The organism is Pseudovibrio denitrificans JCM 12308, assembly GCF_001310815.1.
GTDB lineage: Bacteria > Pseudomonadota > Alphaproteobacteria > Rhizobiales > Stappiaceae > Pseudovibrio > Pseudovibrio denitrificans.
The window spans coordinates 40,083-61,398 of the sequence record NZ_BAZK01000017.1 but is presented as its reverse complement, the minus strand read 5'-3'; the positions used below and the strand labels follow the sequence as shown (position 1 = coordinate 61,398).

Genomic DNA, 21,316 nt, shown 5'->3' with positions numbered 1-21,316 from the left:
TGAAGTTCGGTTCACCGGACCACCGAAAGCTGCGTTACCTCTCCCGATAGCCCCGCCCAGCCTACGACACACTGACGGTCGCTCCGCCAGCAGCCCATTACGTAGGCATGCGATTAGTATGGGCATGGTTTCAGGCCAGGGGGATAAGTTATTTGAGACAAGAAGCCATCGCCCTCGGTGTCATCCCGGGCGAAGACCCGGGACCCATAACCCCAGTATCAAAGATTAATTGAACGCCTCAGCACAACAGAGAGGTAATGACACCATGGTGCGCCATTACCCCCTACCCCAATCAAACACCAGCGCTTAATAGCCCAGCGCGCAGCCGTCTTTGCGGGGATCGGAGCCACCAATCAGACCGCCGCCATTGGCACGGTCGAACATGATGGCCTGACCGCCGCCGATTGGAGAGGCTACGATAGCTACCTCATGACCCAGCGCTTTCAGGCTTCGACAGTTTCCGCCGGAACACTGGTTTCCGCCTGCAATGACAGGGACTTCTCGTCGATAAACATACGCGGACAATCAATCGCTTCCTGCATGTTCATGCCGTAGTCCAGATGGTTGGAAAGCACGTGGGCATGGCCGCATGGCTGATAGCCGCCCCCCATCACGCCAAAGCTCATGTAAGGCAGTCCATCTTTCAGCGCCATGGCCGGAATGATGGTGTGCATTGGCCGCTTGCCACCAGCAATCTGGTTGGGATGATCCGCTTCCAACGTGAAGCATGCCCCGCGGTTCTGAAGCAGAACACCAGACTTTGGCGCAGCAATGCCAGAACCAAACCCGTGATAGATGGAGTTGATGAAGGAAACGGCCAGACCATTCTCATCAACCACACTCAGATAAACCGTATCGGACTTTGGCGAGAGCACGTCTTCTGGCTGACGCGGCAAGATAGCATCCGTGCGGATTAGTTTTGCCAAACCATCAATGTAATCAGGATCAAGGAAGGCCTGCGGATCATGCTCCATGAACTCTGGATCAGCCAGAAAACGATCCCGGCCTGAGTAGGCAAGCTTGGCAATCTCCATCTGAAGATGGAAGCGCTCTGGCCCCATTGGATCCAGATCAGTCCAGTCAAATCGCTTCATCAGCTCCAGCATAACAAGCGCGATGATGCCCTGCCCGTTCGGCGGCAACTCAGCAACCGTCACACCGCGGTAATCCGTGGTCACCGGTGTCAGATCAACAGCTTCATGTGCAGCAAGGTCTTCAGCGGTCAAATATCCGCCTTTGGACTGCACAACTGCTGCAATCTCTTCAGCAATCGGACCGTGATAGAACGCATCTGCACCACCTTTGGCGATTGCTTCCAGCGTTTCTGCCAGTTGCGGGTTCCGCATCACCTCACCAGCAACAGGGGCATGTCCATCCTTCAGGAACAGCTCCGTCGCGCCCTCATCGCGCTTAAGAAAATCAACCGCCTCTTTCCAGTCAAAGGCCGCACGCGGGCTGACGGCATATCCATCACGTGCATAACCAATGGCGCGCTGAAGCACCTGCTCGAAGGAGAACTTCCCGTGATCCTTGAGCATCTTCTCCCAGCCACGCAGAGCGCCAGGAACGGTGATGGCATGGACAGAATGTGGTTCAATATCCAACAGACCATCTGCTATCAGTTTGTCAGCGCTTACGTTTTTAGGAGCACGGCCAGAAGAGTTCATGCCCGACAGCGTTCCATCCGGCTGCGCGACAATGGCAAAGCAATCTCCGCCAATACCCGTCATATGCGGCTCAGCCACAGCATACACTGCCATCGCAGCAACTGCAGCATCAGCAGCGGTACCGCCCTCCCTTAAAATTTCGAGCGCTGCATTAGTAGCCAATGGATGGGATGTCGCTGCCATTGCATGCGGAGCATAAACAGCAGAGCGACCTGGAGCATGAAAATCTCTAAACACGAAAAATCCCTCTTTGTATTTTGGCAGAGTATTTCCGCTCCTCCAACGAAGAATACCCCGCATCATCATCCTCTGCTAAAACAGGGTGATTCAGCAAAAACTATCAGGAAATACTTATGACGCAATTCAATCTTGAGCATGCCCGCACAATCATCTCCGCAGCGCAGACAAAAGGAAGTGAGCTTGGCCTCAAACCCCTTACCGTGGCTGTACTGGATGCTGGCGGCCATCTGGTTGCTCTCGAACGTCAGGATGGTTCATCCATTTTGCGTCCACAAATCGCAATGGGCAAAGCCTACGGCGCAGTTGCTGTTGGTGCAGGGTCCCGTTGGCTCAACGAAAACGCCCAGAGCCGCCCTCACTTCGTGCAGGCTCTCAACGGTGTAGCAGGCGGCGGCATTGTGCCAGTTCCAGGCGGTGTGCTGGTGCGCAATGCTGAAGGCGACATCCTCGGCGCAGTCGGCATCACCGGTGATACTTCCGAGAATGACGAAGCATCAGCATTGCAGGCATCGAAGCAGCAGCTTCACCGCCGACGCAGGCTGACACAACATTACCGCAGTTGCTGGATTATATTGCCCCGGCAACTGCTCACGCTCTTAGGTTCACTTCTTTTCAGGTTGGTTCCCATGCCCATTCGCTTTGTTATTTTTGATATGGACAATGTCCTTTACGATTACGACCATCCCTACCGTCTCAACATCCTTTCCAAGATGACCGGCAAACCTGCGGAAGAAATTGATGCCATCGTCTTCAAAGGGCCAGAAGAGAATGCAGCCGAGGCAGGCACACCTGACACTCCAGAGGAATATCTCTCGCAGTATCAAAAGCTTCTGGGCCATCCTATTTCACGTGAAACGTGGGTCAAAATCCGCCGCGATATGATGACCGAATGGCCGGATATGCTCTCTCACGTTGAGGCCATCAAGCAGAACCATGAAGTCGCCCTGCTGACCAACAACGGCATGATGCTCAAGGATGCTCTCTACGAAGTCGCCCCGGCACTAGAGCCAATCTTCGGCAACCGCGGCCATGCCTCCGCAGAATTCGGCACCCGCAAGCCTGACCCGAATATCTACCTCACAGTCTGCGAAAAGTATGGCTTCCAACCGGAAGAAAGCCTCTTCGTGGATGACCGCCTCGACAACGTGGAAGGCGCCCGCGAAGCCGGCCTCACGGCGTATCAGTTCACCACAGAACCAGCTTTCGCCAGCTACATTCGCACTCTGGGCCTGATCAACTAGTCTTGTTCTGCAAATTCGAAATATCCCACTAACCGGGTATTCAGCAGCCGAACAATCAGTTCGCCTCAAAGACGATTTCTCTCCTTAAGCTTGCAGATGTTGCGACACGCGCAAACCAAGTTGGAGAGAAATCTGTACCTGCGTTTGATCATAAGCTCAGCGGTTCTGGCCATATTCGTAGCACTGGCGATCATCCCATCCATCGCCTTCGCAGGCTCAACCCTGGCTTGGCCGCGTGGCTGGATGATTGTGGCGCTGGTCTATTTCGCTCAGGTCGGCGTCGGCCTTTGGCTCGCCCGCATCAATCCGTGGCTGTTCAAAGAACGCACCACACTGCCCACCAAAAAGCTCAGAGCAGACAAACGCGCCACCGGCATTCTCTTCGGCGCCGTCTTCATCTACTTCTTCCTGGCAGCTTTGGATGCCCACGTCTGGCAGATCCTGCCGCAAACAGGAGACGTGAAGCCAATCCTGAGAGGCCTGTTCCTCTTCCTCTGCGGTGTCGCCCTCATCGTCTGGACCTTCAGCAAAAGCCCATTCGCACAGCCCACACCACATATCGAGATCAACAAACAGCAATGCTTTGACAGTTGCGGCCCTTACGCGCTGGTCCGCCACCCCATGTATCTCGGCATCATGTTCTGCATCGCAGGGCTCTCCATGATACTGGCTCAAAGCTCTTCGCCCTACTGGCCATCCCACTGGTCATCCTTGGCTTCCTGCCCCTGATGAGACATGAAGAGAAAGCCCTCGCCGAAAACGTCGACGGCTACACCACCTACTCAGAAAATGTCCGCTGCCGCCTGTTCCCATGGATCTACTAAAAAAGCCGAAGGGTACCCTCCGGCTTCTGTAATCTCGCAATGATGTCAGCAGATCAGGCGTCTTTTTTGGCCTCTGCAAGCGCTGCAATCTGCTTCTGCATTTCCGCCAGCTGCTCTTTCAGATCAGAGATATCGCCGCTGCTTGGCTGAGGTTCAGCCGGTTTCGGCGCTGGCTCTGGTTCAGGAGCCTTCTGCTGTGCTGCACCTTCTGCACCCGCCGTCCCGTCAAACGGCAGAAACATCTTCATCGCACGATCAAACATATCCGCATTACGCTTCACCTGATCTTCCAGCACTTCAAACGCAGAGGTACCAAAGTTCTGGCTCATCTGCGAACGCAGCTTCTCCTGCTCACGGGTGAGCGAAGACATGGAAAATTCCAGATAGCTCGGCACAAGGTTCTGCATGCTGTCGCCATAAAAGCGGATCAGCTGCCGTAAGAAAGTGATTGGCAGCAGGTTCTGGCCCTTGCTTTCCTGCTCAAAGATAATCTGCGTCAGCACGGAACGAGTGATATCATCCCCCGACTTGGCGTCGATGACGACGAAGTCCTCTTCATCCTTCACCATCACCGCCAGATCCTCAAGAGTCACGTAAGTGCTGGTTCCAGTATTATAGAGCCGCCTGTTGGCGTACTTCTTGATGATAGTGGCTTCGCTTGTCTTAGCCATCAGATTTGAGTACCTCAATGCGCTATTACGGCTGATCAGGAACACTATCCCAAATTGCTCCAACCAGCTCCCCCCTTATCCCATATTTTTTACATACGGGATTAACTAGTAAGCCGCAGAGTAAGCCATATCCCACCTTTCACGCCAGCAGTTTCATAGGTGAACTATGGTCTTAATTGGATTTATCGAATTCATCTGGCTTTACCCCCTACAAATTGAATAGTCTGCCCATTAGGTATTCTACGAGTTCGAAGGACGTCTTATGCTGCAATGCACCAGCATGGCTGCCCGCCCTGGTGATTTGCGTGAGAACAAGAAGTCCCGCATTGCACAAATATTGGAGAATTGCTCATGACCTCGCCTAATGATGTTGTAATTGTAAGCGCAACACGTACCCCAATCGGGTCCTTCAACGGTTCCTTCGCCAACACCCCAGCTCAGGATCTTGGCACCGCAGTTATCAAGTCAGCTCTTGATCAGGCAAAAGTGGAAGCAAACGACGTCAACGAAGTGATCTTCGGTCATGTGCTCACGTCTGGTCTTGGTCAGAACCCGGCACGTCAGGCAGCACTCAACGCTGGCATGGCAGATGATTCGACTGCAATCGTCATCAACCAGGTTTGTGGCTCAGGCCTGCGCGCAGTCGCCATGGGCATGCAGCAGATCCAGTCCGGCGATGCAGACATCATCGTTGCAGGCGGTCAGGAAAACATGACCCTGTCCCCACACTGCCAGAGCCTGCGGGCAGGCGTGAAAATGGGCGACTATTCCATGACCGACACCATGCTCAAAGACGGCCTGATCGACGCGTTCCAGGGCTATCACATGGGTATCACTGCAGAAAACATCGCAGAAAAGTACCAGATCACCCGTGAAGCACAGGACGAGTTCGCTGTTTCATCTCAGAACAAAGCAGAAGCTGCGCTGAAGGCTGGCAAGTTCAAAGACGAAATCACTCCAATCACCGTGAAAGAGCGCAGAGCTGAGCGTGTGGTGGAAGATGATGAATACATCCGCGTAGGCGCCAACATTGAATCCATGCAGAAACTGCGTCCGGCATTCAAAAAGGAAGGCACCGTAACCGCAGCAAACGCATCCGGCATCAACGATGGTGCAGCAGCTCTGGTTCTGATGAGCGCAGAAGCAGCTGAAAAGCGTGGCCTCACCCCGCTGGCAACCATCAAGTCCTGGGCAACCGCTGGTGTTGACCCTGCATACATGGGTCTCGGTCCAATCCCAGCTTCCAAGAAAGCACTCGAAAAAGCTGGCTGGTCCATTGAAGATCTGGATCTGGTGGAAGCAAACGAAGCATTCGCTGCACAGGCACTGGCAGTTGGTCAGGAGTTGGGAATCGACTCAGACAAGCTCAACGTCAACGGCGGCGCAATCGCTCTGGGTCATCCTATCGGAGCATCCGGCGCACGTGTACTTGTTACTCTGCTGCACGAAATGAAGCGTGAAGAGAAGAAAAAGGGCCTTGCAACTCTTTGCATTGGTGGTGGCATGGGTATCGCACTGTGTGTTGAGAGAAAATAACCTCAACATAGGTAGTATTGTCACCCAATTGGAATAATTGAGCTTTATGGTCCCTGCGTAAAGTTCAAGTCAATTCCCTAACTAATGACGGAGTTGTCTTTGCTCCGTCATTATTATTACCTGTAGAGGTGGGTTCCAATATTTTATTCCTAAGGCGGGGAGTATATCGATGAGCAGGGTAGCGATTGTAACCGGAGGAACGCGTGGCATCGGCGCAGCAATTTCCAAAGGGTTGAAGGATGCAGGTTACACAGTTGCAGCAACTTATGCAGGCAACACGGAAGCAGCTGAAAAATTCAGCGCAGAAACCGGCATCAGTGTTTTCAAATGGGATGTAGCGGACCCTAAAGCCTGCGAAGCAGGTATTGCTCAGGTGACAGAAGAACTCGGCCCGGTCGAGGTTCTTGTAAACAACGCGGGCATCACCCGTGATGGCTGGTTCCACAAAATGGATTACGACCAGTGGTCCGCAGTGATGAAAACCAATCTAGACTCCATGTTCACCATGAGCCGTCCGGTTCTGGATGGTATGCGCGAGCGTGGCGCAGGCCGCATCATCAACATTTCTTCCATCAATGGACAGAAAGGCCAGATCGGCCAGACCAACTATTCCGCAGCAAAAGCAGGCGTGATCGGCTTCACCAAAGCATTAGCGCAGGAAACCGCACGCAAGGGCATCACAGTGAACTGCATCTGCCCGGGTTACATCGACACCGACATGGTGGCAGCTGTGCCTGAGAAGGTTCTGGAAAGCATTATTGGTCAGATCCCGGTTGGCCGCCTCGGCAAGGCAGAAGAGATCGCAGGCATGGTCTGCTACCTCGCCTCCTCCGCCGCAGCCTTCGTCACCGGCTCCGTCATGACCATCAACGGCGCCCAATACGTCGCCAACGGCTAAAACGGCGTGTTGTCGTGATGTAAGCTTTAAAGCCGCAGTTCTTTAGCTGCGGCTTTTTACTGCGTGCTGCCTTATCAATATTGATAATTCATTGTTTCTTGAGTGCTACCGCAGCCCACCAACTTCCCCTGCCAGATTCAACCGGATGTTCCATCCCTCATCCTCATACTTGCCTCGTCCATATCAACGTCAAGCGAGACGAAGCAATGAAACCTCTACACTTCTTCGCTGCCGTCGCCCTAATCGGCCTCGGGTGCAGCGCACTACCCCCAAATACAGCAGCTGCTGAGTACTGTGTGCCACTAGAGAACGGCGGATCAATTTGCGGAGAGACGCAATCTGAGGGCGGCAAAAACTACAGCGTCTTCAAAGGCATTGAGTACGCAACACAAAAGCGCTGGGAGCCCTCAATTCTCGTACCAAGTTATGCCCCCAAAACACCGGCAACCGACTTTGGCAAGTCATGTATTCAAATGGGATATGACTCGAGCAAAGATCCTGATCAAAGCGAAGATTGCTTATTCCTGAACATCTGGACGCCTCAAACAGAGGACAAAGCCAAAAAAGACCGCCCAGTCATGGTGTTCATCCACGGCGGCGCTTTCATCGCAGGTAAGAGCAACGACACATATCCGCCAAAAAAGAAAGGCTTCTCGCCACCGAAAGAAGAATTTCTACTCTACAATGGTGCTACTTTCGCAGCTGAGCACGATGTTATCCTCGTCACCTTTAATTACCGGCTAGGCGCTCTAGGATTTATGCAACTAACTTTTTCCGAGCAAGGCGATATTCCATACGGCGGCAACTACGGCCTTCAAGATCAGATGAATGCACTAAAGTGGGTGCAGGAGAATATCGACAAATTTGGCGGAAATCCGAACAAGGTCACCCTTTTTGGAGAAAGTGCCGGGGCAATGTCTGCCGGGCTTCACCTTTGGGGCACTACAGAGACCCAAGACCTTTTCAATGCTGTAATTATGGAAAGCAACCCTATCGGCTATCGCTATCGTAGCAATGAGGATGGCGCTAAACAGGCAAAAATGTTCGTTGGTTGTCTGGCTGCTGTAAAATCAAAAATAAAAGTCAACAAAGACTGCAACCCTGTTCTCACAACCGAAAATGTAGACCTGAATAACTACACTCTGGATGAAATCAGCAACGCACAATCACTGTACGCGACATACAACTCCATCCATTTGGATACAGGCATAGTGGGACTACCGGGTGCACTCCCTTTCACACCAATCATTGACGGGAAATTCTTAACGCAGCAGCCAGCAAATCAGCTGAAAGACGGCAGTAAAAAGCCGCTTATTTTCGGCTTCAATCAAAACGAAGGCATCTATTTTGCTCAGGCAGCTGAGCCTCAAACCAAGAAAATCCTTTATAAGCACATGGTTAAAGGCCTGTTCACGTGCGCATCTACAAAAGACAAAGGGTGTACAGCAACTGTTCTGGGAACTCCCGAATACAACCCCCAAACCGCTTTTACAGATGAGCAAAGAAGAGGACTGGCAAATGACAAGGTGACGGCCTTGTCAAACCTGATAAATGACTTCGCCTTCTCATGCGCGAACATGAGCGTCAAACCAAATGCTGACCAGACGAACATCTGGGCTTACTTCTTCAATCAACCAGATCAGGTTCAGATTTTGCCAGGTACAGGCAGCAATGCATGCGGCCCACAAAACCAATGGGACAACTCCTGTCATGCAGCTGAGCTTCCCTTCGTCTTCAACTCCCTGCCTCCAACAACCTCAGATGCCAACAAAAAGCTGGCCATGAGCATGAATACCATCTGGGCAACATTTGCCAAAAACTACGACACAACAGGCCCCGAACACGGCTGGGACAAATGGCAAGCTCAAACCAGCGCTCAACAGATGCGCCACCGCTGAATGTGCTGAACGACGATAACACAAAAATTTCGGAGAATATCTTCGAAACAAGGCACTGCACAAACTGGCTAAACGACTGGCCTGTCAAAGTACGCAACTACAACGCCGCAATGCAGATCATTCACGAAACCACTCAATAACTGCATCAATGCTAAAACGACAAAACCGCCTCACTTTGGGGCGGTTTTCACTTCATTGGAAAGCCCTAGGTTTTCTTGGAACACATATTCAAGAAAGGGAACAAACTGATCGCTTAACTCACTCATTCTATCGACCTGCCTGCACTCAGGATAAAGTCCTTTCAAACTGTGCTGTATTCCTACGCCATAAAGCCCTATCTTTTTTTCTTTCTGCATCTCTGAAATCACTTCTTTCAAGTGCTCATAAAGATAAGAAAGAGAGTTAATCGACAAAGTTGCATCATCAACTGGGGCCATCAGAAATAACCAACAACAACTGGCGTTTCTTGCCTAAGCATACCGACCTCGATACAGCCCATTCAATTGCCTCTCCATCAACATTCTCTTTAAAGATAGAGGGCAAGAACATTGCCGATATATCGGGCTTTTTCTGATCTTCAAAACTACTATAAACGATATGCCTCAAAGCACATACTCTACCTGGTGATCGAGGTTTCCCTGCACGGAGCCATTCTTCTCGTATCGGCTTCCCTTTCCACTCACGAGTAGTGAAACCCAAAACTTCAAATGGGATTCCAAGTTTCAGTGAAAGCTGAGAAAATGCTAGCATCATACAGGCCGCAATATGCGCTTTCTCACCCTTCATTGATCCAGAATGATCAATAAGCAAACTGACAGAGATATTTGAGAGGCCATCTTCGCCGTATTTCTTCAGAAGATTATCAGAAACACCAATTACTTCTGCAGTTAACCGAGTTAACTGAGGTGCATACGCATTCTCAAATGCTTCATATGCCTCCCAAGCTAAATCAATTGTTGCAATTTCTGGATTCGGGCTTTTGATTTTCTTCAAAAGCTTCACTGCATCAATAACTTGATCAGCAGCTTTCGAAAAAACTCGATAGCTTGTAGTTCGTTCATTAGTCCCTGAAGAGAGATTGTTCTTTTTCCAAAGGGCCTTTTTAAAAAACGACAACATTCGCGAAATTTACCAAATTAAGAAATATTGCCTATCTATAAGTGCTTATCTCTCACGAGTTCAAGTTAAAGCAACTACTTTCTCGACGCACCTGTTCAAGCTTAATCTCTACCACAAAAAGAAAAAGCCGCCCCAAGGGACGGCCTGATCTTTAAATCGCGATGATCGCTTCAGTCTTAGACGTCGTCTTTAGCCTGAAGGATCTGACGACCCCGGTACATACCAGTTTTCAGGTCAACATGGTGCGGGCGACGCAGTTCGCCGGAATCCTTGTCTTCCACGTATGTTGGTTGTGCCAGAGCGTCAGCAGAACGGCGGAAGCCGCGCTTCATACGCGTAACCTTTTTCTTAGGAACAGCCATCGTAGCTCTCTCTCTCGTCACATACGCACGCGCCACTCAAGCGCGGCGTCAACGTGCGAAATACACAATCTGTCAGAATGGCGGGGGTTATACAGGCAAACCGAAGGATTTGCCAGTCATAAAACGAAAATAATTTCGCACTACCTCTCCGTCGCCGAAATACAGCTAAGTACATCGCCGGCCACCTGAGCTCGGCTACGGTTTATACCGGCCAGCCTGCGATGTCCAGAGCTAGGTTTTGCGGGATTTCTGGCGATCGGATTCGGAAGCGCTGTCGCCAGCAAAGAGGCCTGAGTCGCAGAAAGTTTTGCAGCACTTTTCCCAAAGAAAGTTCGCGATGCTGCTTCCGCTCCAAAAATCCCCGGGCCCCATTCAGCCACGTTCAGATAGATCTCCAGCACCCGCCGCTTTGACAACACCGTGTCGAGCAGCATAGCCAGCGGAACCTCCAGCACCTTGCGCACATAATCACGGTCGTTCCAGAGAAACAGGTTCTTCGCAACCTGCATGGTGATCGTGCTGGCACCGCGCGGGCGCTTGCCCTCAAACAGTTTGCCCACCTGCCCACGCACCGCAGACCAGTCCACACCGCCATGTTTGCAAAAGGTAGCATCCTCCGACACAACTACAGATCGTTGTAAATTAACGGAAATTTCTTCCAGAGGAACCCACTCACGCCAAACGGGCTGTCCAGTCACAGTACGAAGCAGCATGAGACTGGAGTAAGGAGGAACCACCGTATACAGCAGTGTCAGCACCACTGGCAAAGCCACCAGCACCCCTAAAGTACGAAGCGCCCAACGCTTTATTCTGCGCTTGAGTGGCTCTGGTTTCTCCTTTGATCGCGCTTTCTTCAAGCACTCTTCTCCGATACATCTTGAGGAACCGAGACGTCTCTTTGAGTTTCAACCATAAAGCGTTCCAGAGCCTTGCAAAGTAATTTTGCATTTCCTTCAAAAGAAGATTTGCGCCTCCAGACCATTCCAATGGTCCGGCGCGCTTTGGGATCGGCAATCTTGATCAGCTTCAAAGAGGTCCCGCGGTCGATATCTGCATCTACTGCAATACGTGGCACCAAAGTGACGCCGATACCGTTATCCACCATTTGCACAAGTGTTGATAAAGATGTGGCTTGTACATCTTCATTTGCGGTCAACATGCGCCCTCCCGCTGCGGCAAGCACATGGTTTCGCAAACAGTGGCCATCTTCCAGCAGCAACAACACCTCATTCGCAAGATCTTCCATCAGCACTTCACCCAAGTCCGCCAGAGGATGCGCACCCGGCACAGCCAGATAGAAAGCATCGCTTCCGATCTCCGCAGATTCAAACCCCGTAGTGTCATAGGGCAGCGCCATCAGGGCCGCATCAATACGCCCTTCCCGCAAAGCAATCATCAGATTGCGGGAGATATCCTCACGCAGAAACAACTGCAACTCTGGATAGAGATCCCGCAACTGCGGCAAAAACCGCGGTAGCAGGAACGGAGCAACCGACGGGATCACCCCAAGCCTGAACCGACCACACAACGGCTTGTTCTGCGCCTGCACACCCTGAACGAGATCCTCCGCATCTCGCAAAAGCAGCGATGCCTTCTCCAGCACGCTCTCGCCAGCCTCGGTCAGCACCAGCGTGCGCCCGGAGCGATCCAGCAGCTCACATCCAAGAATGCCTTCCAACTGCTTGATCGAGGCAGAAAGCGTTGATTGCGTGATGAAACAAGCCTCCGCCGCCTTTGAAAAAGACAGGTGTTTGGCCAGCGTTTTGAAGTACTGAAGCTGTTTTAATGTGGGTAACATCGTGCGACCAGATGACACAGATCAAAGCCTGTAGATTAGAATTTCTCTAAGTTTTGGCGGAATTCGGCCAATCCCGATAGAACTTAGCATGCCCATCGAAAAAATCGATCGACTTCTTCGTTATTATCGTTTTGACCGATCAAATCAAGAGTTGCATAAAGACCCCAACGAAGACGTGTTTTTCTAGGTCTTCATGAGAATCACTAATCGACGCGCTCTGGCGTCATTCTATATTTAGGAGAGTACCATGCTCGGTATCGGCGAAAAGCTTCCAGAATTTGAAGTAGTTGGCGTTAAGCTGGTTTCAACAACCACGAAGAAAACGGCGAAAGCGCATTTGAAGCAATCACTGAAAAGAGCTTCGAAGGTAAGTGGAAAGTAATCTTCTTCTACCCAAAAGACTTCACTTTCGTTTGCCCAACTGAAATCGCTGAATTTGCTCGCCTCGCTGGTGAGTTCGAAGACCGTGACGCAGTTGTTCTCGGCGGTTCCTCCGACAACGAATTCTGTAAGCTGGCATGGCGCCGTGATCACCCAGATCTCGACAAGCTGCCAATCTGGGCATTCGCTGACACCAACGGTTCCCTGATCGACGGCCTCGGCGTTCGCGCTCCAGAAGGCGTTGCTTACCGCTACACCTTCATCGTCGACAACGAGAACACCATCCAGCACGTTTACGCAACCAACCTGAACGTTGGCCGTAACCCGAAAGACACCCTGCGTGTTCTCGACGCTCTGCAGACCGACGAACTCTGCCCTTGTAACCGTGAAGTAGGCGGCGACGTAATCGCAGCTTAAGTCCGGAAGGATCAGGGCCGGAGCATATAAAGCGAAAAATCGCAGGCTCCGGCTCCTCTAACGTATTCCCGAAAAACATAAAAACAGACCTCGGAAAAGAATACGCGCCAAATAAGTCAAAACATCACTTTGCACGTGGCCCATTGCCAAAATCATTAGGAGAAGCATCATGTCCATCGATACCTTGAAATCCCGCCTTGGCGACTTCGCTAAAGACGTACGTTTGAATCTTGGTTCTATGGCAACTGATGAATCTCTGACTGCTCAACAGAAGTACGGCCTGATCGTTGCTTGCGCCATCGCCACCCGCAACAACGACGTAAAGAAGGCCCTGATCGCAGAAGCTGCTCCGCACCTGTCCCCGGAAGCGATGAGCGCTGCCAAAGCTGCTGTATCAATCATGAGCATGAACAACGTCTACTACCGCTTCGTACACCTCTCCTCGAATGATCAGTACGGCACAATGCCTGCCAAACTGCGCATGAACGTGATTGGTAAGCCGGGCGTAGACAAAGTTGATTTTGAATTGTGGTCGCTTGCTGTTTCCGCCATCAACGGCTGTGGCATGTGCATCGATAGCCACGAAGCTATCCTGCGCAAAGCCGGAGTAACTGCCGAGATGGTTCAAACAGCTGTTCGTTTCGCATCAATCATCCAATCTGCTGCAGTCGCCCTTGAAGCATCAGAACTGGAATTGGAAGCAGCTGAATAATCACAAGCGCCTCTCCTAAGCGTGTCGCCCGGTCTGATCCCCTCCCAGGATTGTTCGTGCCCCGAATGACGGGCGATACCAAACTCGCTCTAAGAGCTCAGCCGAAGCCCCCCAGCTTCGGCTTTTTCTTTGCCAAAACCCTAGTGAGCCTCATCGTGATGGGCCGGTGCACTAAATACACCCACCAGAATGATCAGCAGATCAACCAGCGCCCAGGCGGACACAATCATCCCAAATCCCAAAGCCCCGCTAACAACCGCCAGCATCCCATTCGGCTCCAATGTTTCGAGCTGATTAAGGCCCGTGGCAATCAAAGCAAGCGTGATCAAAGAGAGAATGAGCATCACGGCGCCGCTGAGCGGCTTGCCCAGATAAAACCGATGCAGCCCGAAGCCACCCAGAAAGAGGGAGAGGAACACCGTCATCCCCGCAGACTTATGCGGGTTCTTGAGATAGAAAAAGCCTCTGTTGGCAGGCGAGATTGCGCTTCGATCGCTCATGACCACCTCAGCTGTGCTTCAGTCACACCCAAAGGCTGGCACGCCTTATCGATCAACACATCTCTCTATATTCAGGGCACCAATCTACCAGCTGAAACTTCTACCCAAGCAAAAGCATCAGGTCTTACACCCCTAAAAGCTCTCCCGCACCAGCAGCACGATCAGCACAATCAGATCCACGAACACCCATATGTTCGCGATCATCGCCATCCCGATGGCAACGCCGAAGCCGACCCATTCTCCAGTGGTGAGGCTTGTAATCAGATCACGCCCCTCCAGCCCCAGCAGAAGCGGAATGAGGATTAAGACAGCCGTGATGTTCAGGCAGTTGATGACAACGGCACTGCCCAGCTTGCGCAGATAAAAGCGATGGGCTGCAAACTGCCCAAGCAAAAGCGCAAACAGTATGGCATAGGCCGTGGATTTACCCGGTTCGGAAAAGTTGAAAATGCCTTCTCGCCGCCTTTGCGAAGGCAATGGAATATCATCAAACACCAACGACCTGCTTTCACCCATGCATTTGAAACATGCGGAAAGTAGCCAATGATTTCAGCAGGAGCAATGATCCAACCCAAGAAACCCCGGAACTTCTTCCGGGGCCACCTCTTGAAAGCACAGCAGCTTAAGCTGATTTTCTACGATCATCCCTATGAGAGATCATCGCCTGCTCATTGTCTCCAATAAAGTCACGAATGATCGGCACAGCATCCCGCTCTTTGGAGAGGATGAGCTGGAACACCATCAACCGGCCATGCAGAAAGTTCATTTCACAGCCTGACAGATAGAACTCCCACATTTTGCAGAAGCGCTCATCATACAGTTCTTTGATCTTGTCACGATTGCGTTCAAAGTTCAGGCGCCAGTCCCGCAGCGTGTAATAGTAATGCAGCCGCAGGATCTCGTTGTCACAAACCCAAAGGCCTGTTTTTTCAATATCTGCAAATGTTTCGGAAAGTGCAGGACAATACCCGCCGGGGAAGATGTACTTGGTCAGGAATGGACCCGTCACACCCGGAGGACCACTGCGGCCGATCGAGTGAATGACCGCATAGCCATCCTGCTTCAGACAATCTCTGACCTTGGTGAAGTAGGCACCCAGATTGCCGTGGCCTACATGCTCCATCATGCCAACGGAAACAACGCGGTCAAACTCGCCCTCAAACTCGTTGTAATCCAAACAGACAAACTCGACCTTGCCTTCAAGGCCAGCAGCTTTCACTCGTTCTTCAGCAATCTTGATCTGCTCGGTAGAAACATTAAGAGATGTCACCTGCGCGCCAGCTTGCGCCATACGAATGGCCAGAGAGCCCCAACCGCCACCGATTTCTAAAACAGTCATGCCCGGCTTCAGATCCAGCTTGGCAACAATATGATCCAGCTTGGCCTGTTGGGCTTCCTCAAGCGTATCTTCCGGCGTCCGGTAATAAGCACAGCTATAATTGAGCCCGTCATCAAGGAAAAGACGATAGAGGTCGGTCGAAAGATCATAGTGATGGCGCACCTGAGCTTTGTTCTTCTTCAGGTTCAGGCCAAGACGTCGCCGTGTGTGACCGTCTTTCATGAAAGTGAGAATACGCTGGAGCGGATGTTCTGTAAGCAGACCGTCGTTCGCCATGAACACGGCAACCAGATCATTCAGAGTGAACCCCGGCTCCATGGTGATCAAGCCATCCATATAAGCTTCGGCGGCTTTCAGTTCGGGATCAATCAGAAGCGTATAGGGAAGCTTCTTACTGTGAAAACGCAGAGCGGCGGAGGGACCGCTATCTTCATCACCAAAAACGTATTTTCGGTCTTTGGCATCAAAAATTGTAAGTTGTCCTTTCTGGACAAAATTCGACAAAATCTTCGAAAGTGCACGCATTTCTATTCCCCTATCATCTCTTATAGCTGACTTATTAGGGCGCCTTGTTGCGAGGCTCTTATTATATGACCTTAGGTAACTTTCGATTTAACCTAATGAAAAAAACCGTCACAAAGCAACTCCGCAGGAAATCTCACCCCAATATTCAAAGGATGAAAAACTGCAGAGCCCTTACGTAAACACGCCATTTTGCTTGACCTTTGGCAGTTTTCAGGACAAACGAACAAACTAATATCTGCCGCTTTGGTAAGCGCTTTCAATTCTGCTGTACTTTATTGCTCGTTTAGGATGGGGTTCTGTGTCTGTTGCTTTGAAATCGGTCATCACCGAAACCGCTCAGTCTCTTGAAGAAAAGCTCACCTCTCTTCTGGGAGAGAAAGTCCTTCCTCAGGAAGTAGCCCGCCCCGAACGTCTTCTGGAAGCGATGAACTATGCAGCCCTGTCCGGCGGCAAGCGCCTGCGCCCGGTTCTGATGGTCGAAGCAGCCCGCCTGTTTGGTCATGAGAATGAAGGCACACTGGTTGCAGCCTCTGCTTTGGAATGCATTCACTGCTACTCCCTCGCCCATGATGATCTGCCAGCAATGGATGATGATGATCTGCGCCGTGGCCGCCCAACAACGCACAAAGCGTTCGATGAAGCCACCGCGATCCTTGCAGGCGACGCCTTGCTTACCATCGCATTTGATTTCATCGCAGATGAGCAGGTCCATCCAGACGCAGCAATCCGCCTGCGCCTCTCTCAAGAACTGGCGCGCGCCTCTGGCATTGGCGGCATGGCAGGCGGTCAGATGCTTGACCTTGCCTCAGAGCACCGCGACAGAACCGAAGCAGAGATCCGCCAGCTTCAGGCCATGAAAACCGGCGCTCTCATCCGCTACGCCTGCCGCGCTGGCGCAATTCTGGCAAATGCCTCTGATGATGACATCGCCCGCCTCACCCGCTTTGGTGAAATCATTGGCCTGGCCTTCCAGCTAGCAGACGACCTGCTGGACCTGACTGGTGATGCTGAAGTAGTTGGTAAAGCAACGGGTAAAGATGCAGAGGCTGGCAAGGCAACCCTCGTCAGCCTACTTGGTGAAAGCCACACCCGTCAGGAACTTTCACGCCTGATCAGCGAAGCAGATGAACTGCTGGCGCCATACGGTGCAAAGGCCAACACCCTGAAGACGCTGGCCCGCTACATCGCAGATCGCGAGAGCTAAGCAGTCTCAGCCTGCGCAAACTCAACCTCAGATTCTGGCAAAACGGCAATGCTACCCTCATAACCACCAAGATAGATCAGCGTATTGTTGTGATGCTCTCTGATCTGCTTGCCAGTGGCATGGTCTTTGTCATGCGTGGTGTGCGCATCACTCACCAGCCGAAGATTATAGCCAAGAGAGGCCGCACGGCGGAACGTGGTATCCACGCAGAACTCTGAAGCAAACCCACAGATCGTCAGATCCGTAATGCCGCGCTCATCCAGCAAATCCTTCAGGCTGGTTTTGTAAAAAGAATCCGGCGCAGTCTTGCGCACCTTCAGATCACTCTCAGCCACCACCAGATCATCCGGCAGTTCCCACCCTTCAGTGCCATAGGCCAACGGATGGTTCTCCCGCTCGTGTTGAATAACGATAACCGGAACGCCCGCTTTACGCGCTTTCGCACTCAGGCTGTTGATGCGCGTGATCGTCTCAGTCCGTTCAAACGGCTGAGGTTCCACATCAAACAGCAGTTTTTGAACATCGATAATAATCAGCGCAGTGCTCATCGTTTCCTCATTCTGCAAGGAGAGAAAACCTCTCCCGATTCCCCTAAAAAATGCCCATGAATTAATCATAAGCATTTGTAATCAATAACTATTTTCTTTGACCTTTGTGACCATCAAACGGATAGTCGATACCGAAGCAGACGGACAGGAGGTCACTTTATGGATCATGAAATGATGATGGAAGCTTCGCCCTCTGGCAGGTCGTCATTATGATTGTCTGGATACTCGTTGTCGCCGTTCCACTGGCAAGGATCCTGAACCGGCTCGGCTTTTCAAGGATCTGGACCATTCTGGCCTTCGTTCCCCTGGTCAACCTGATCTTCCTTTGGATCCTCGCTTACACGCATTGGCCGATCGAAGACCGAATGTAGCCAGCTATTTCACGCAGATAACCTGATGCTCTCCCACAATGTCCGGCAGATTTCCGGGCATCATGAACACAGCATTCGGCGTGCCCGCAGCTGCCCACACTTCGTCAAAGCCCAACAGATCCTCATCCACGTACACCGTCAGCTGCTGCTTATGGCCCAGCGGAGGAATGCCGCCGATGGAAAACCCGGTGACGTTCCGGACGAACTTCGCATCAGGCCGCCCGATAGGCCCACCAACAAGTGCGGAGATTGCCTCTTCATTCACGCGGTTGGTCCCGCTGGCCAGCACCAGAATAGCTTCCTCACTATCAAGCTTCTGGAACACCAGTGATTTGACAATCTGCTCCTGCGCACAGCCCAGCGCCTGCGCTGCTTCCGCAGCAGAACGGGAGGAGTCTGGCAGCTCAACCACCTTCAGGCCAAGACCACGCTCATCCAGAAAACTCTGAAACTGCTTCGCTCGCTTACTTTGCAACATCACACCCCTCCTCTGGCATCTGTTCTTTTAGATAGTCACTGCGCCGAAATTCCAAACCGCTCTTTCAAAAACTTCAGAGCCAAGGCCTGCGCTTCACCATTGATGGAATGATCCAGCCCAGCCAGCTCATGCACTTCCACATCAAACCCTGCATGGGTCAAAGCGTCCTCCGCAGCACCCAAATAAGCCGCAGGTACCACGTCATCCTCACTGCCATGCAGCAACATCACCGGAGGCCGAACCACCATCTGCTCCACTAGGTGCCCTGGCCCACCCAGAACACCAGAAAAGCTCAGCAATCCAGCTGCTTCAGAAAACCGACGTGGCCCAACGTGCAGCGCAACCATGGCCCCTTGAGAGAAACCACCCAAAACCATATCCCGCTCCAGCAAGCCATAATGCTCCAGCTCAGCATCCAGCACCCGGTTGATCAATGGCGCAGCAGCCTGCACTCCAATCCAGACTTCCCGCGCATCAAACTCAGACGCAGCAAACCACTGCCGTCCTTCCACCCAATGCGCGCAGGGTTCAGGACCATTCAGGCACACCACAGCGGTTTCCGGCAAAGCGTCACGCAACACCTGCGCCGTCGGCTCCATATCACCTGCATCCCCGCCATAGCCGTGCAGCAACACCACCAGCTTACGGACCGGCGCATGGCTAGGCTCTAGACGAATGCACTCAAGATCATGAGGCATAGGTATCTCCTTAAACCGGCAGGGTCTCGCGCCCTTCTTTCATCACACGGTAATAGGACCAGAACAATCGCGCTGCTGTCCCACGGTGAGGAGACCACGCTCGGCAATTTCGGCAAGCACCTTTCCTTTGGGGCGCTCGTCCAGACCAAACGCATGCTGCACAGCAGCCTGCAACGCCACATCCCCAACCGGAAACACATCTGGGTGCCCAGCGCAAAACAGCAGGAAGATATCGGCAGACCACGGCCCAATGCCCTTGATCTCACAAAGCCGCTTGTGCGCCACCTCACCCGGCCAGCCCACCGCTTCGCTCAGGCATAGCCCAGCCTTCAGCTCTTCAGCGATGGCCTTCAGCGTGCGCAGCTTGGCATTGGAGAGACCAACACCCAGCAGCTCTTCATCACTCTTGGAAAGCAGCACGTCCGGCTCAAACGGCACCACCAGCGCTTCCAGCCGCGCCCAGATGCTTGCGGCAGCGGCGACAGAAAGCAGCTGCGCCACAACAATGTTGCAAAGCCCGGCAAAGTCCGCAGACCGGCGTCGCAAAGGCACATCTCCCGCAACATCCACCACACGAACCAACCGCTCATCAAGCTGCACAAGGGACGCCAACTCCCGCTCAATATCCTCAAGCGTATCTATGGGTTTCAACGCCCCCTCCTCAAATCGGCAAAGATGCTCTAAAACAGGCTTTCCATATTCCAAGTAGAACCATTTCGCAAATGAACTTGCCTGTCTATCGCTTTGCTCCTTCTCCCAACGGCCACCTCCATCTCGGCCACGCCTATTCGGCTATCCTCAACGATGAAGCCGCAAAGCAAAACGGCGGAAGGTTCCTGCTGCGCATCGAGGATATCGACACCGTCCGCTGCACACCACAGCTGCAGAAAGATATGTTGGAAGACCTGAAATGGCTTGGCCTGCATTGGGAAACACCAGTCCGCAAGCAATCAGAGCATTTCGGCGAGTACGCCAAAGCGCTGGAAAAGCTTGAAAGCATCGGCCTAGTCTACAGGGCCTACCTCACCCGCGCCCAGATCAAACGCTTCGTTGCAGAAAAAGACGCTTCAGGCACCCTATGGCCAAGAGATCCAGACGGCGCCCCGCTTTATCCCGAAGACAACAGCGTCCTCTCCGAGCAAGAGCAGGAAGCCCTCCAGAACTCGGATGCCCCGTACGCCCTGCGCCTCAACATGGCCAAAGCCATCAAGCTGGCAGGCACATCTCTCACCTGGAACGAAGCACATCACGGAGCAATACGGGCAGAACCAGCTGCCTGGGGCGATGTTGTGCTGGCCCGCAAAGATACGCCAACCAGCTATCACCTGTCAGTGGTAGTGGACGATGCTCTGCAAGGCATCACCCATGTCCTGCGCGGCAAAGACCTCTACCACGCCACCAGCGTCCACCGCCTGCTGCAAACCTTGCTGGACCTGCCAGAACCTCACTACGAGCACCACGACCTCATCCTCGACAAAACAGGCCGCAAACTCGCCAAATCCGCCAAAGACACCTCCCTCCGCGAACTAAGAGCCAGCGGCGTCACACCACAGCAGATCAGAGAGAGATTAGGGCTTTAAGCTCAATACCCCTGCACCTGAATGAACCAGAGCCAGAAGCTGACTGTGAAAACGGAGATCGCGGTGGTGATGGCGATGCCGTTGGTGGACATGGCGTGACCAGTGCCGAACTGGTTAGCCATGATGAAGGAAAACACGCCAGTCGGACACGCTGCAATCAGTGTCGCAACGCCCACCCAGACGGACGGCAACCCAATCACATGAGCGGCAACAACAAACACCACAAACGGCATCAGGATCGATTTGATAATCGCCAGAACACCGCCAATCGCCAGATTACCGCGGATGCCATAGTTCACCATGCTCATC

At 52.4% G+C, this 21,316-nt stretch carries 21 protein-coding genes and 4 pseudogenes; 11 read left to right on the top strand and 14 right to left on the bottom strand.

Annotated features, from left to right (window positions below; all coding sequences use genetic code 11):
• Nucleotides 1–306: 306 nt before the first annotated feature.
• A pseudogene (gene ggt / locus JCM12308_RS20055) lies at nt 307–1,973 on the bottom strand (gamma-glutamyltransferase).
• Nucleotides 1,974–2,020: 47 nt separating this feature from the next.
• Between ggt and JCM12308_RS31745 the strand changes: the two are divergent.
• The 3 genes and pseudogenes from JCM12308_RS31745 (at nt 2,021) to JCM12308_RS20040 (ending at nt 3,877) form a co-directional block, all read left to right on the top strand.
• Nucleotides 2,021–2,450: pseudogene (locus tag JCM12308_RS31745) on the top strand (GlcG/HbpS family heme-binding protein).
• Nucleotides 2,451–2,533: 83 nt separating this feature from the next.
• On the top strand, nt 2,534–3,148 hold the full coding sequence (locus tag JCM12308_RS31740) for an HAD family hydrolase (RefSeq protein ID WP_054784894.1): 615 nt from the start codon (nt 2,534–2,536) through the stop codon (nt 3,146–3,148).
• A gap of 144 nt (nt 3,149–3,292) precedes the next feature.
• On the top strand, nt 3,293–3,877 hold the full coding sequence (locus JCM12308_RS20040) for a methyltransferase (protein WP_208978794.1): 585 nt from the start codon (nt 3,293–3,295) through the stop codon (nt 3,875–3,877).
• A gap of 148 nt (nt 3,878–4,025) precedes the next feature.
• Here JCM12308_RS20040 and phaR read toward each other — a convergent pair whose 3' ends face one another.
• Complete coding sequence (phaR, locus tag JCM12308_RS20035; RefSeq protein ID WP_174519205.1) at nt 4,026–4,643, bottom strand: polyhydroxyalkanoate synthesis repressor PhaR; 618 nt, start codon at nt 4,641–4,643, stop codon at nt 4,026–4,028.
• A 351-nt stretch (nt 4,644–4,994) separates the two neighbouring features.
• Here phaR and JCM12308_RS20030 point away from each other — a divergent pair, with 351 nt between their 5' ends.
• From JCM12308_RS20030 to JCM12308_RS20020, 3 genes are all read left to right on the top strand, one after another.
• Entirely contained in the window at nt 4,995–6,179 is a 1,185-nt protein-coding gene (locus tag JCM12308_RS20030; RefSeq protein ID WP_008550599.1) for an acetyl-CoA C-acetyltransferase, read from the top strand.
• Between the two features lie 169 nt (nt 6,180–6,348).
• Nucleotides 6,349–7,077 carry an acetoacetyl-CoA reductase gene (gene phbB / locus JCM12308_RS20025; RefSeq protein ID WP_008550593.1) on the top strand — a complete coding sequence of 243 codons (729 nt, stop codon included), beginning with the start codon at nt 6,349–6,351 and terminating at the stop codon, nt 7,075–7,077.
• Nucleotides 7,078–7,283: 206 nt separating this feature from the next.
• Nucleotides 7,284–8,975: a carboxylesterase family protein gene (locus tag JCM12308_RS20020; RefSeq protein ID WP_128647447.1), complete on the top strand. Its 1,692-nt coding sequence runs from the start codon at nt 7,284–7,286 to the stop codon at nt 8,973–8,975.
• A 170-nt stretch (nt 8,976–9,145) separates the two neighbouring features.
• On the opposite strand, the pseudogene JCM12308_RS33090 reads toward JCM12308_RS20020, so the two are convergent.
• The 4 genes and pseudogenes from JCM12308_RS33090 to JCM12308_RS19995 form a co-directional block, all read right to left on the bottom strand.
• Nucleotides 9,146–9,761, bottom strand: a pseudogene (locus tag JCM12308_RS33090) (cobaltochelatase CobT-related protein).
• A 509-nt stretch (nt 9,762–10,270) separates the two neighbouring features.
• Nucleotides 10,271–10,456, bottom strand: coding sequence for a 50S ribosomal protein L32 (gene rpmF, locus JCM12308_RS20005; RefSeq protein WP_008550278.1), 186 nt, complete (start codon nt 10,454–10,456; stop codon nt 10,271–10,273).
• 140 nt (nt 10,457–10,596) lie between these two features.
• Nucleotides 10,597–11,313, bottom strand: coding sequence for a monofunctional biosynthetic peptidoglycan transglycosylase (gene mtgA / locus JCM12308_RS20000; protein WP_037037287.1), 717 nt, complete (start codon nt 11,311–11,313; stop codon nt 10,597–10,599).
• On the bottom strand, nt 11,310–12,272 hold the full coding sequence (locus tag JCM12308_RS19995; protein ID WP_208978793.1) for a hydrogen peroxide-inducible genes activator: 963 nt from the start codon (nt 12,270–12,272) through the stop codon (nt 11,310–11,312). Before JCM12308_RS19995 ends, mtgA begins: the two co-directional genes overlap by 4 nt.
• A gap of 229 nt (nt 12,273–12,501) precedes the next feature.
• Between JCM12308_RS19995 and JCM12308_RS27920 the strand changes: the two are divergent.
• Both JCM12308_RS27920 and ahpD read left to right on the top strand, forming a co-directional pair.
• Nucleotides 12,502–13,052, top strand: a pseudogene (locus JCM12308_RS27920) (peroxiredoxin).
• Nucleotides 13,053–13,221: 169 nt separating this feature from the next.
• Nucleotides 13,222–13,764: an alkylhydroperoxidase, AhpD family gene (ahpD, locus tag JCM12308_RS19985; protein ID WP_014283149.1), complete on the top strand. Its 543-nt coding sequence runs from the start codon at nt 13,222–13,224 to the stop codon at nt 13,762–13,764.
• Nucleotides 13,765–13,904: 140 nt separating this feature from the next.
• Here ahpD and JCM12308_RS19980 read toward each other — a convergent pair whose 3' ends face one another.
• The 3 genes from JCM12308_RS19980 to JCM12308_RS19970 form a co-directional block, all read right to left on the bottom strand.
• Nucleotides 13,905–14,264, bottom strand: a complete 360-nt coding sequence (locus JCM12308_RS19980) for a TM2 domain-containing protein (RefSeq protein WP_054784861.1) — start codon at nt 14,262–14,264, stop codon at nt 13,905–13,907.
• Between the two features lie 132 nt (nt 14,265–14,396).
• On the bottom strand, nt 14,397–14,759 hold the full coding sequence (locus JCM12308_RS19975) for an NINE protein (RefSeq protein ID WP_208608884.1): 363 nt from the start codon (nt 14,757–14,759) through the stop codon (nt 14,397–14,399).
• 127 nt (nt 14,760–14,886) lie between these two features.
• Nucleotides 14,887–16,128, bottom strand: a complete 1,242-nt coding sequence (locus tag JCM12308_RS19970) for an SAM-dependent methyltransferase (RefSeq protein WP_008550129.1) — start codon at nt 16,126–16,128, stop codon at nt 14,887–14,889.
• Nucleotides 16,129–16,426: 298 nt separating this feature from the next.
• On the opposite strand from JCM12308_RS19970, the gene JCM12308_RS19965 reads away from it, so the two are divergent.
• Nucleotides 16,427–17,332, top strand: a complete 906-nt coding sequence (locus tag JCM12308_RS19965) for a polyprenyl synthetase family protein (RefSeq protein ID WP_054784859.1) — start codon at nt 16,427–16,429, stop codon at nt 17,330–17,332.
• Here the strand turns inward: JCM12308_RS19965 and JCM12308_RS19960 are convergent.
• A complete protein-coding gene (locus tag JCM12308_RS19960) occupies nt 17,329–17,880 on the bottom strand; it encodes a cysteine hydrolase family protein (protein WP_054784858.1) in 552 nt (183 codons plus the stop codon). The two genes, JCM12308_RS19965 and JCM12308_RS19960, sit on opposite strands and share 4 nt — an antisense overlap.
• 209 nt (nt 17,881–18,089) lie before the next feature.
• On the opposite strand from JCM12308_RS19960, the gene JCM12308_RS28380 reads away from it, so the two are divergent.
• Complete coding sequence (locus JCM12308_RS28380) at nt 18,090–18,251, top strand: hypothetical protein (RefSeq protein ID WP_164845338.1); 162 nt, start codon at nt 18,090–18,092, stop codon at nt 18,249–18,251.
• 4 nt (nt 18,252–18,255) lie between these two features.
• Here JCM12308_RS28380 and JCM12308_RS19955 read toward each other — a convergent pair whose 3' ends face one another.
• Genes JCM12308_RS19955 through JCM12308_RS19945 form a run of 3 tightly spaced genes read right to left on the bottom strand, consistent with a single transcriptional unit; the run spans nt 18,256 to nt 20,078 of the window.
• Nucleotides 18,256–18,729 (bottom strand): YbaK/EbsC family protein, encoded by a 474-nt coding sequence (locus JCM12308_RS19955; RefSeq protein ID WP_054784857.1) that lies wholly within the window; start codon nt 18,727–18,729, stop codon nt 18,256–18,258.
• Nucleotides 18,730–18,764: 35 nt separating this feature from the next.
• On the bottom strand, nt 18,765–19,427 hold the full coding sequence (locus tag JCM12308_RS19950) for an alpha/beta hydrolase (RefSeq protein ID WP_054784856.1): 663 nt from the start codon (nt 19,425–19,427) through the stop codon (nt 18,765–18,767).
• Between the two features lie 42 nt (nt 19,428–19,469).
• On the bottom strand, nt 19,470–20,078 hold the full coding sequence (locus JCM12308_RS19945; RefSeq protein ID WP_306303362.1) for a DNA-3-methyladenine glycosylase family protein: 609 nt from the start codon (nt 20,076–20,078) through the stop codon (nt 19,470–19,472).
• A 71-nt stretch (nt 20,079–20,149) separates the two neighbouring features.
• Between JCM12308_RS19945 and gluQRS the strand changes: the two genes are divergently transcribed.
• Nucleotides 20,150–21,007: a tRNA glutamyl-Q(34) synthetase GluQRS gene (gene gluQRS / locus JCM12308_RS19940; RefSeq protein ID WP_054784855.1), complete on the top strand. Its 858-nt coding sequence runs from the start codon at nt 20,150–20,152 to the stop codon at nt 21,005–21,007.
• 2 nt (nt 21,008–21,009) lie between these two features.
• Here the strand turns inward: gluQRS and JCM12308_RS30595 are convergent, their stop codons facing one another.
• On the bottom strand, nt 21,010–21,309 hold the full coding sequence (locus tag JCM12308_RS30595; protein ID WP_244271965.1) for an AEC family transporter: 300 nt from the start codon (nt 21,307–21,309) through the stop codon (nt 21,010–21,012).
• Nucleotides 21,310–21,316: the final 7 nt, after the last annotated feature.

What these genes read in the sequence shown, in the direction of transcription:
- phaR (WP_174519205.1), bottom strand. Translation starts at nt 4,643, where the DNA reads ATGGCTAAGACAAGCGAAGCCACTATCATCAAGAAGTACGCCAACAGG.
- ahpD (WP_014283149.1), top strand. Translation starts at nt 13,222, where the DNA reads ATGTCCATCGATACCTTGAAATCCCGCCTTGGCGACTTCGCTAAAGAC.
- JCM12308_RS31740 (WP_054784894.1), top strand. Translation starts at nt 2,534, where the DNA reads ATGCCCATTCGCTTTGTTATTTTTGATATGGACAATGTCCTTTACGAT.
- JCM12308_RS19955 (WP_054784857.1), bottom strand. Translation starts at nt 18,729, where the DNA reads ATGTTGCAAAGTAAGCGAGCGAAGCAGTTTCAGAGTTTTCTGGATGAG.
- phbB (WP_008550593.1), top strand. Translation starts at nt 6,349, where the DNA reads ATGAGCAGGGTAGCGATTGTAACCGGAGGAACGCGTGGCATCGGCGCA.
- JCM12308_RS20030 (WP_008550599.1), top strand. Translation starts at nt 4,995, where the DNA reads ATGACCTCGCCTAATGATGTTGTAATTGTAAGCGCAACACGTACCCCA.
- JCM12308_RS19970 (WP_008550129.1), bottom strand. Translation starts at nt 16,128, where the DNA reads ATGCGTGCACTTTCGAAGATTTTGTCGAATTTTGTCCAGAAAGGACAA.
- JCM12308_RS19980 (WP_054784861.1), bottom strand. Translation starts at nt 14,264, where the DNA reads ATGAGCGATCGAAGCGCAATCTCGCCTGCCAACAGAGGCTTTTTCTAT.
- JCM12308_RS19960 (WP_054784858.1), bottom strand. Translation starts at nt 17,880, where the DNA reads ATGAGCACTGCGCTGATTATTATCGATGTTCAAAAACTGCTGTTTGAT.
- gluQRS (WP_054784855.1), top strand. Translation starts at nt 20,150, where the DNA reads ATGAACTTGCCTGTCTATCGCTTTGCTCCTTCTCCCAACGGCCACCTC.
- JCM12308_RS19950 (WP_054784856.1), bottom strand. Translation starts at nt 19,427, where the DNA reads ATGCCTCATGATCTTGAGTGCATTCGTCTAGAGCCTAGCCATGCGCCG.
- JCM12308_RS28380 (WP_164845338.1), top strand. Translation starts at nt 18,090, where the DNA reads ATGATTGTCTGGATACTCGTTGTCGCCGTTCCACTGGCAAGGATCCTG.
- rpmF (WP_008550278.1), bottom strand. Translation starts at nt 10,456, where the DNA reads ATGGCTGTTCCTAAGAAAAAGGTTACGCGTATGAAGCGCGGCTTCCGC.
- JCM12308_RS20020 (WP_128647447.1), top strand. Translation starts at nt 7,284, where the DNA reads ATGAAACCTCTACACTTCTTCGCTGCCGTCGCCCTAATCGGCCTCGGG.
- JCM12308_RS30595 (WP_244271965.1), bottom strand. Translation starts at nt 21,309, where the DNA reads ATGGTGAACTATGGCATCCGCGGTAATCTGGCGATTGGCGGTGTTCTG.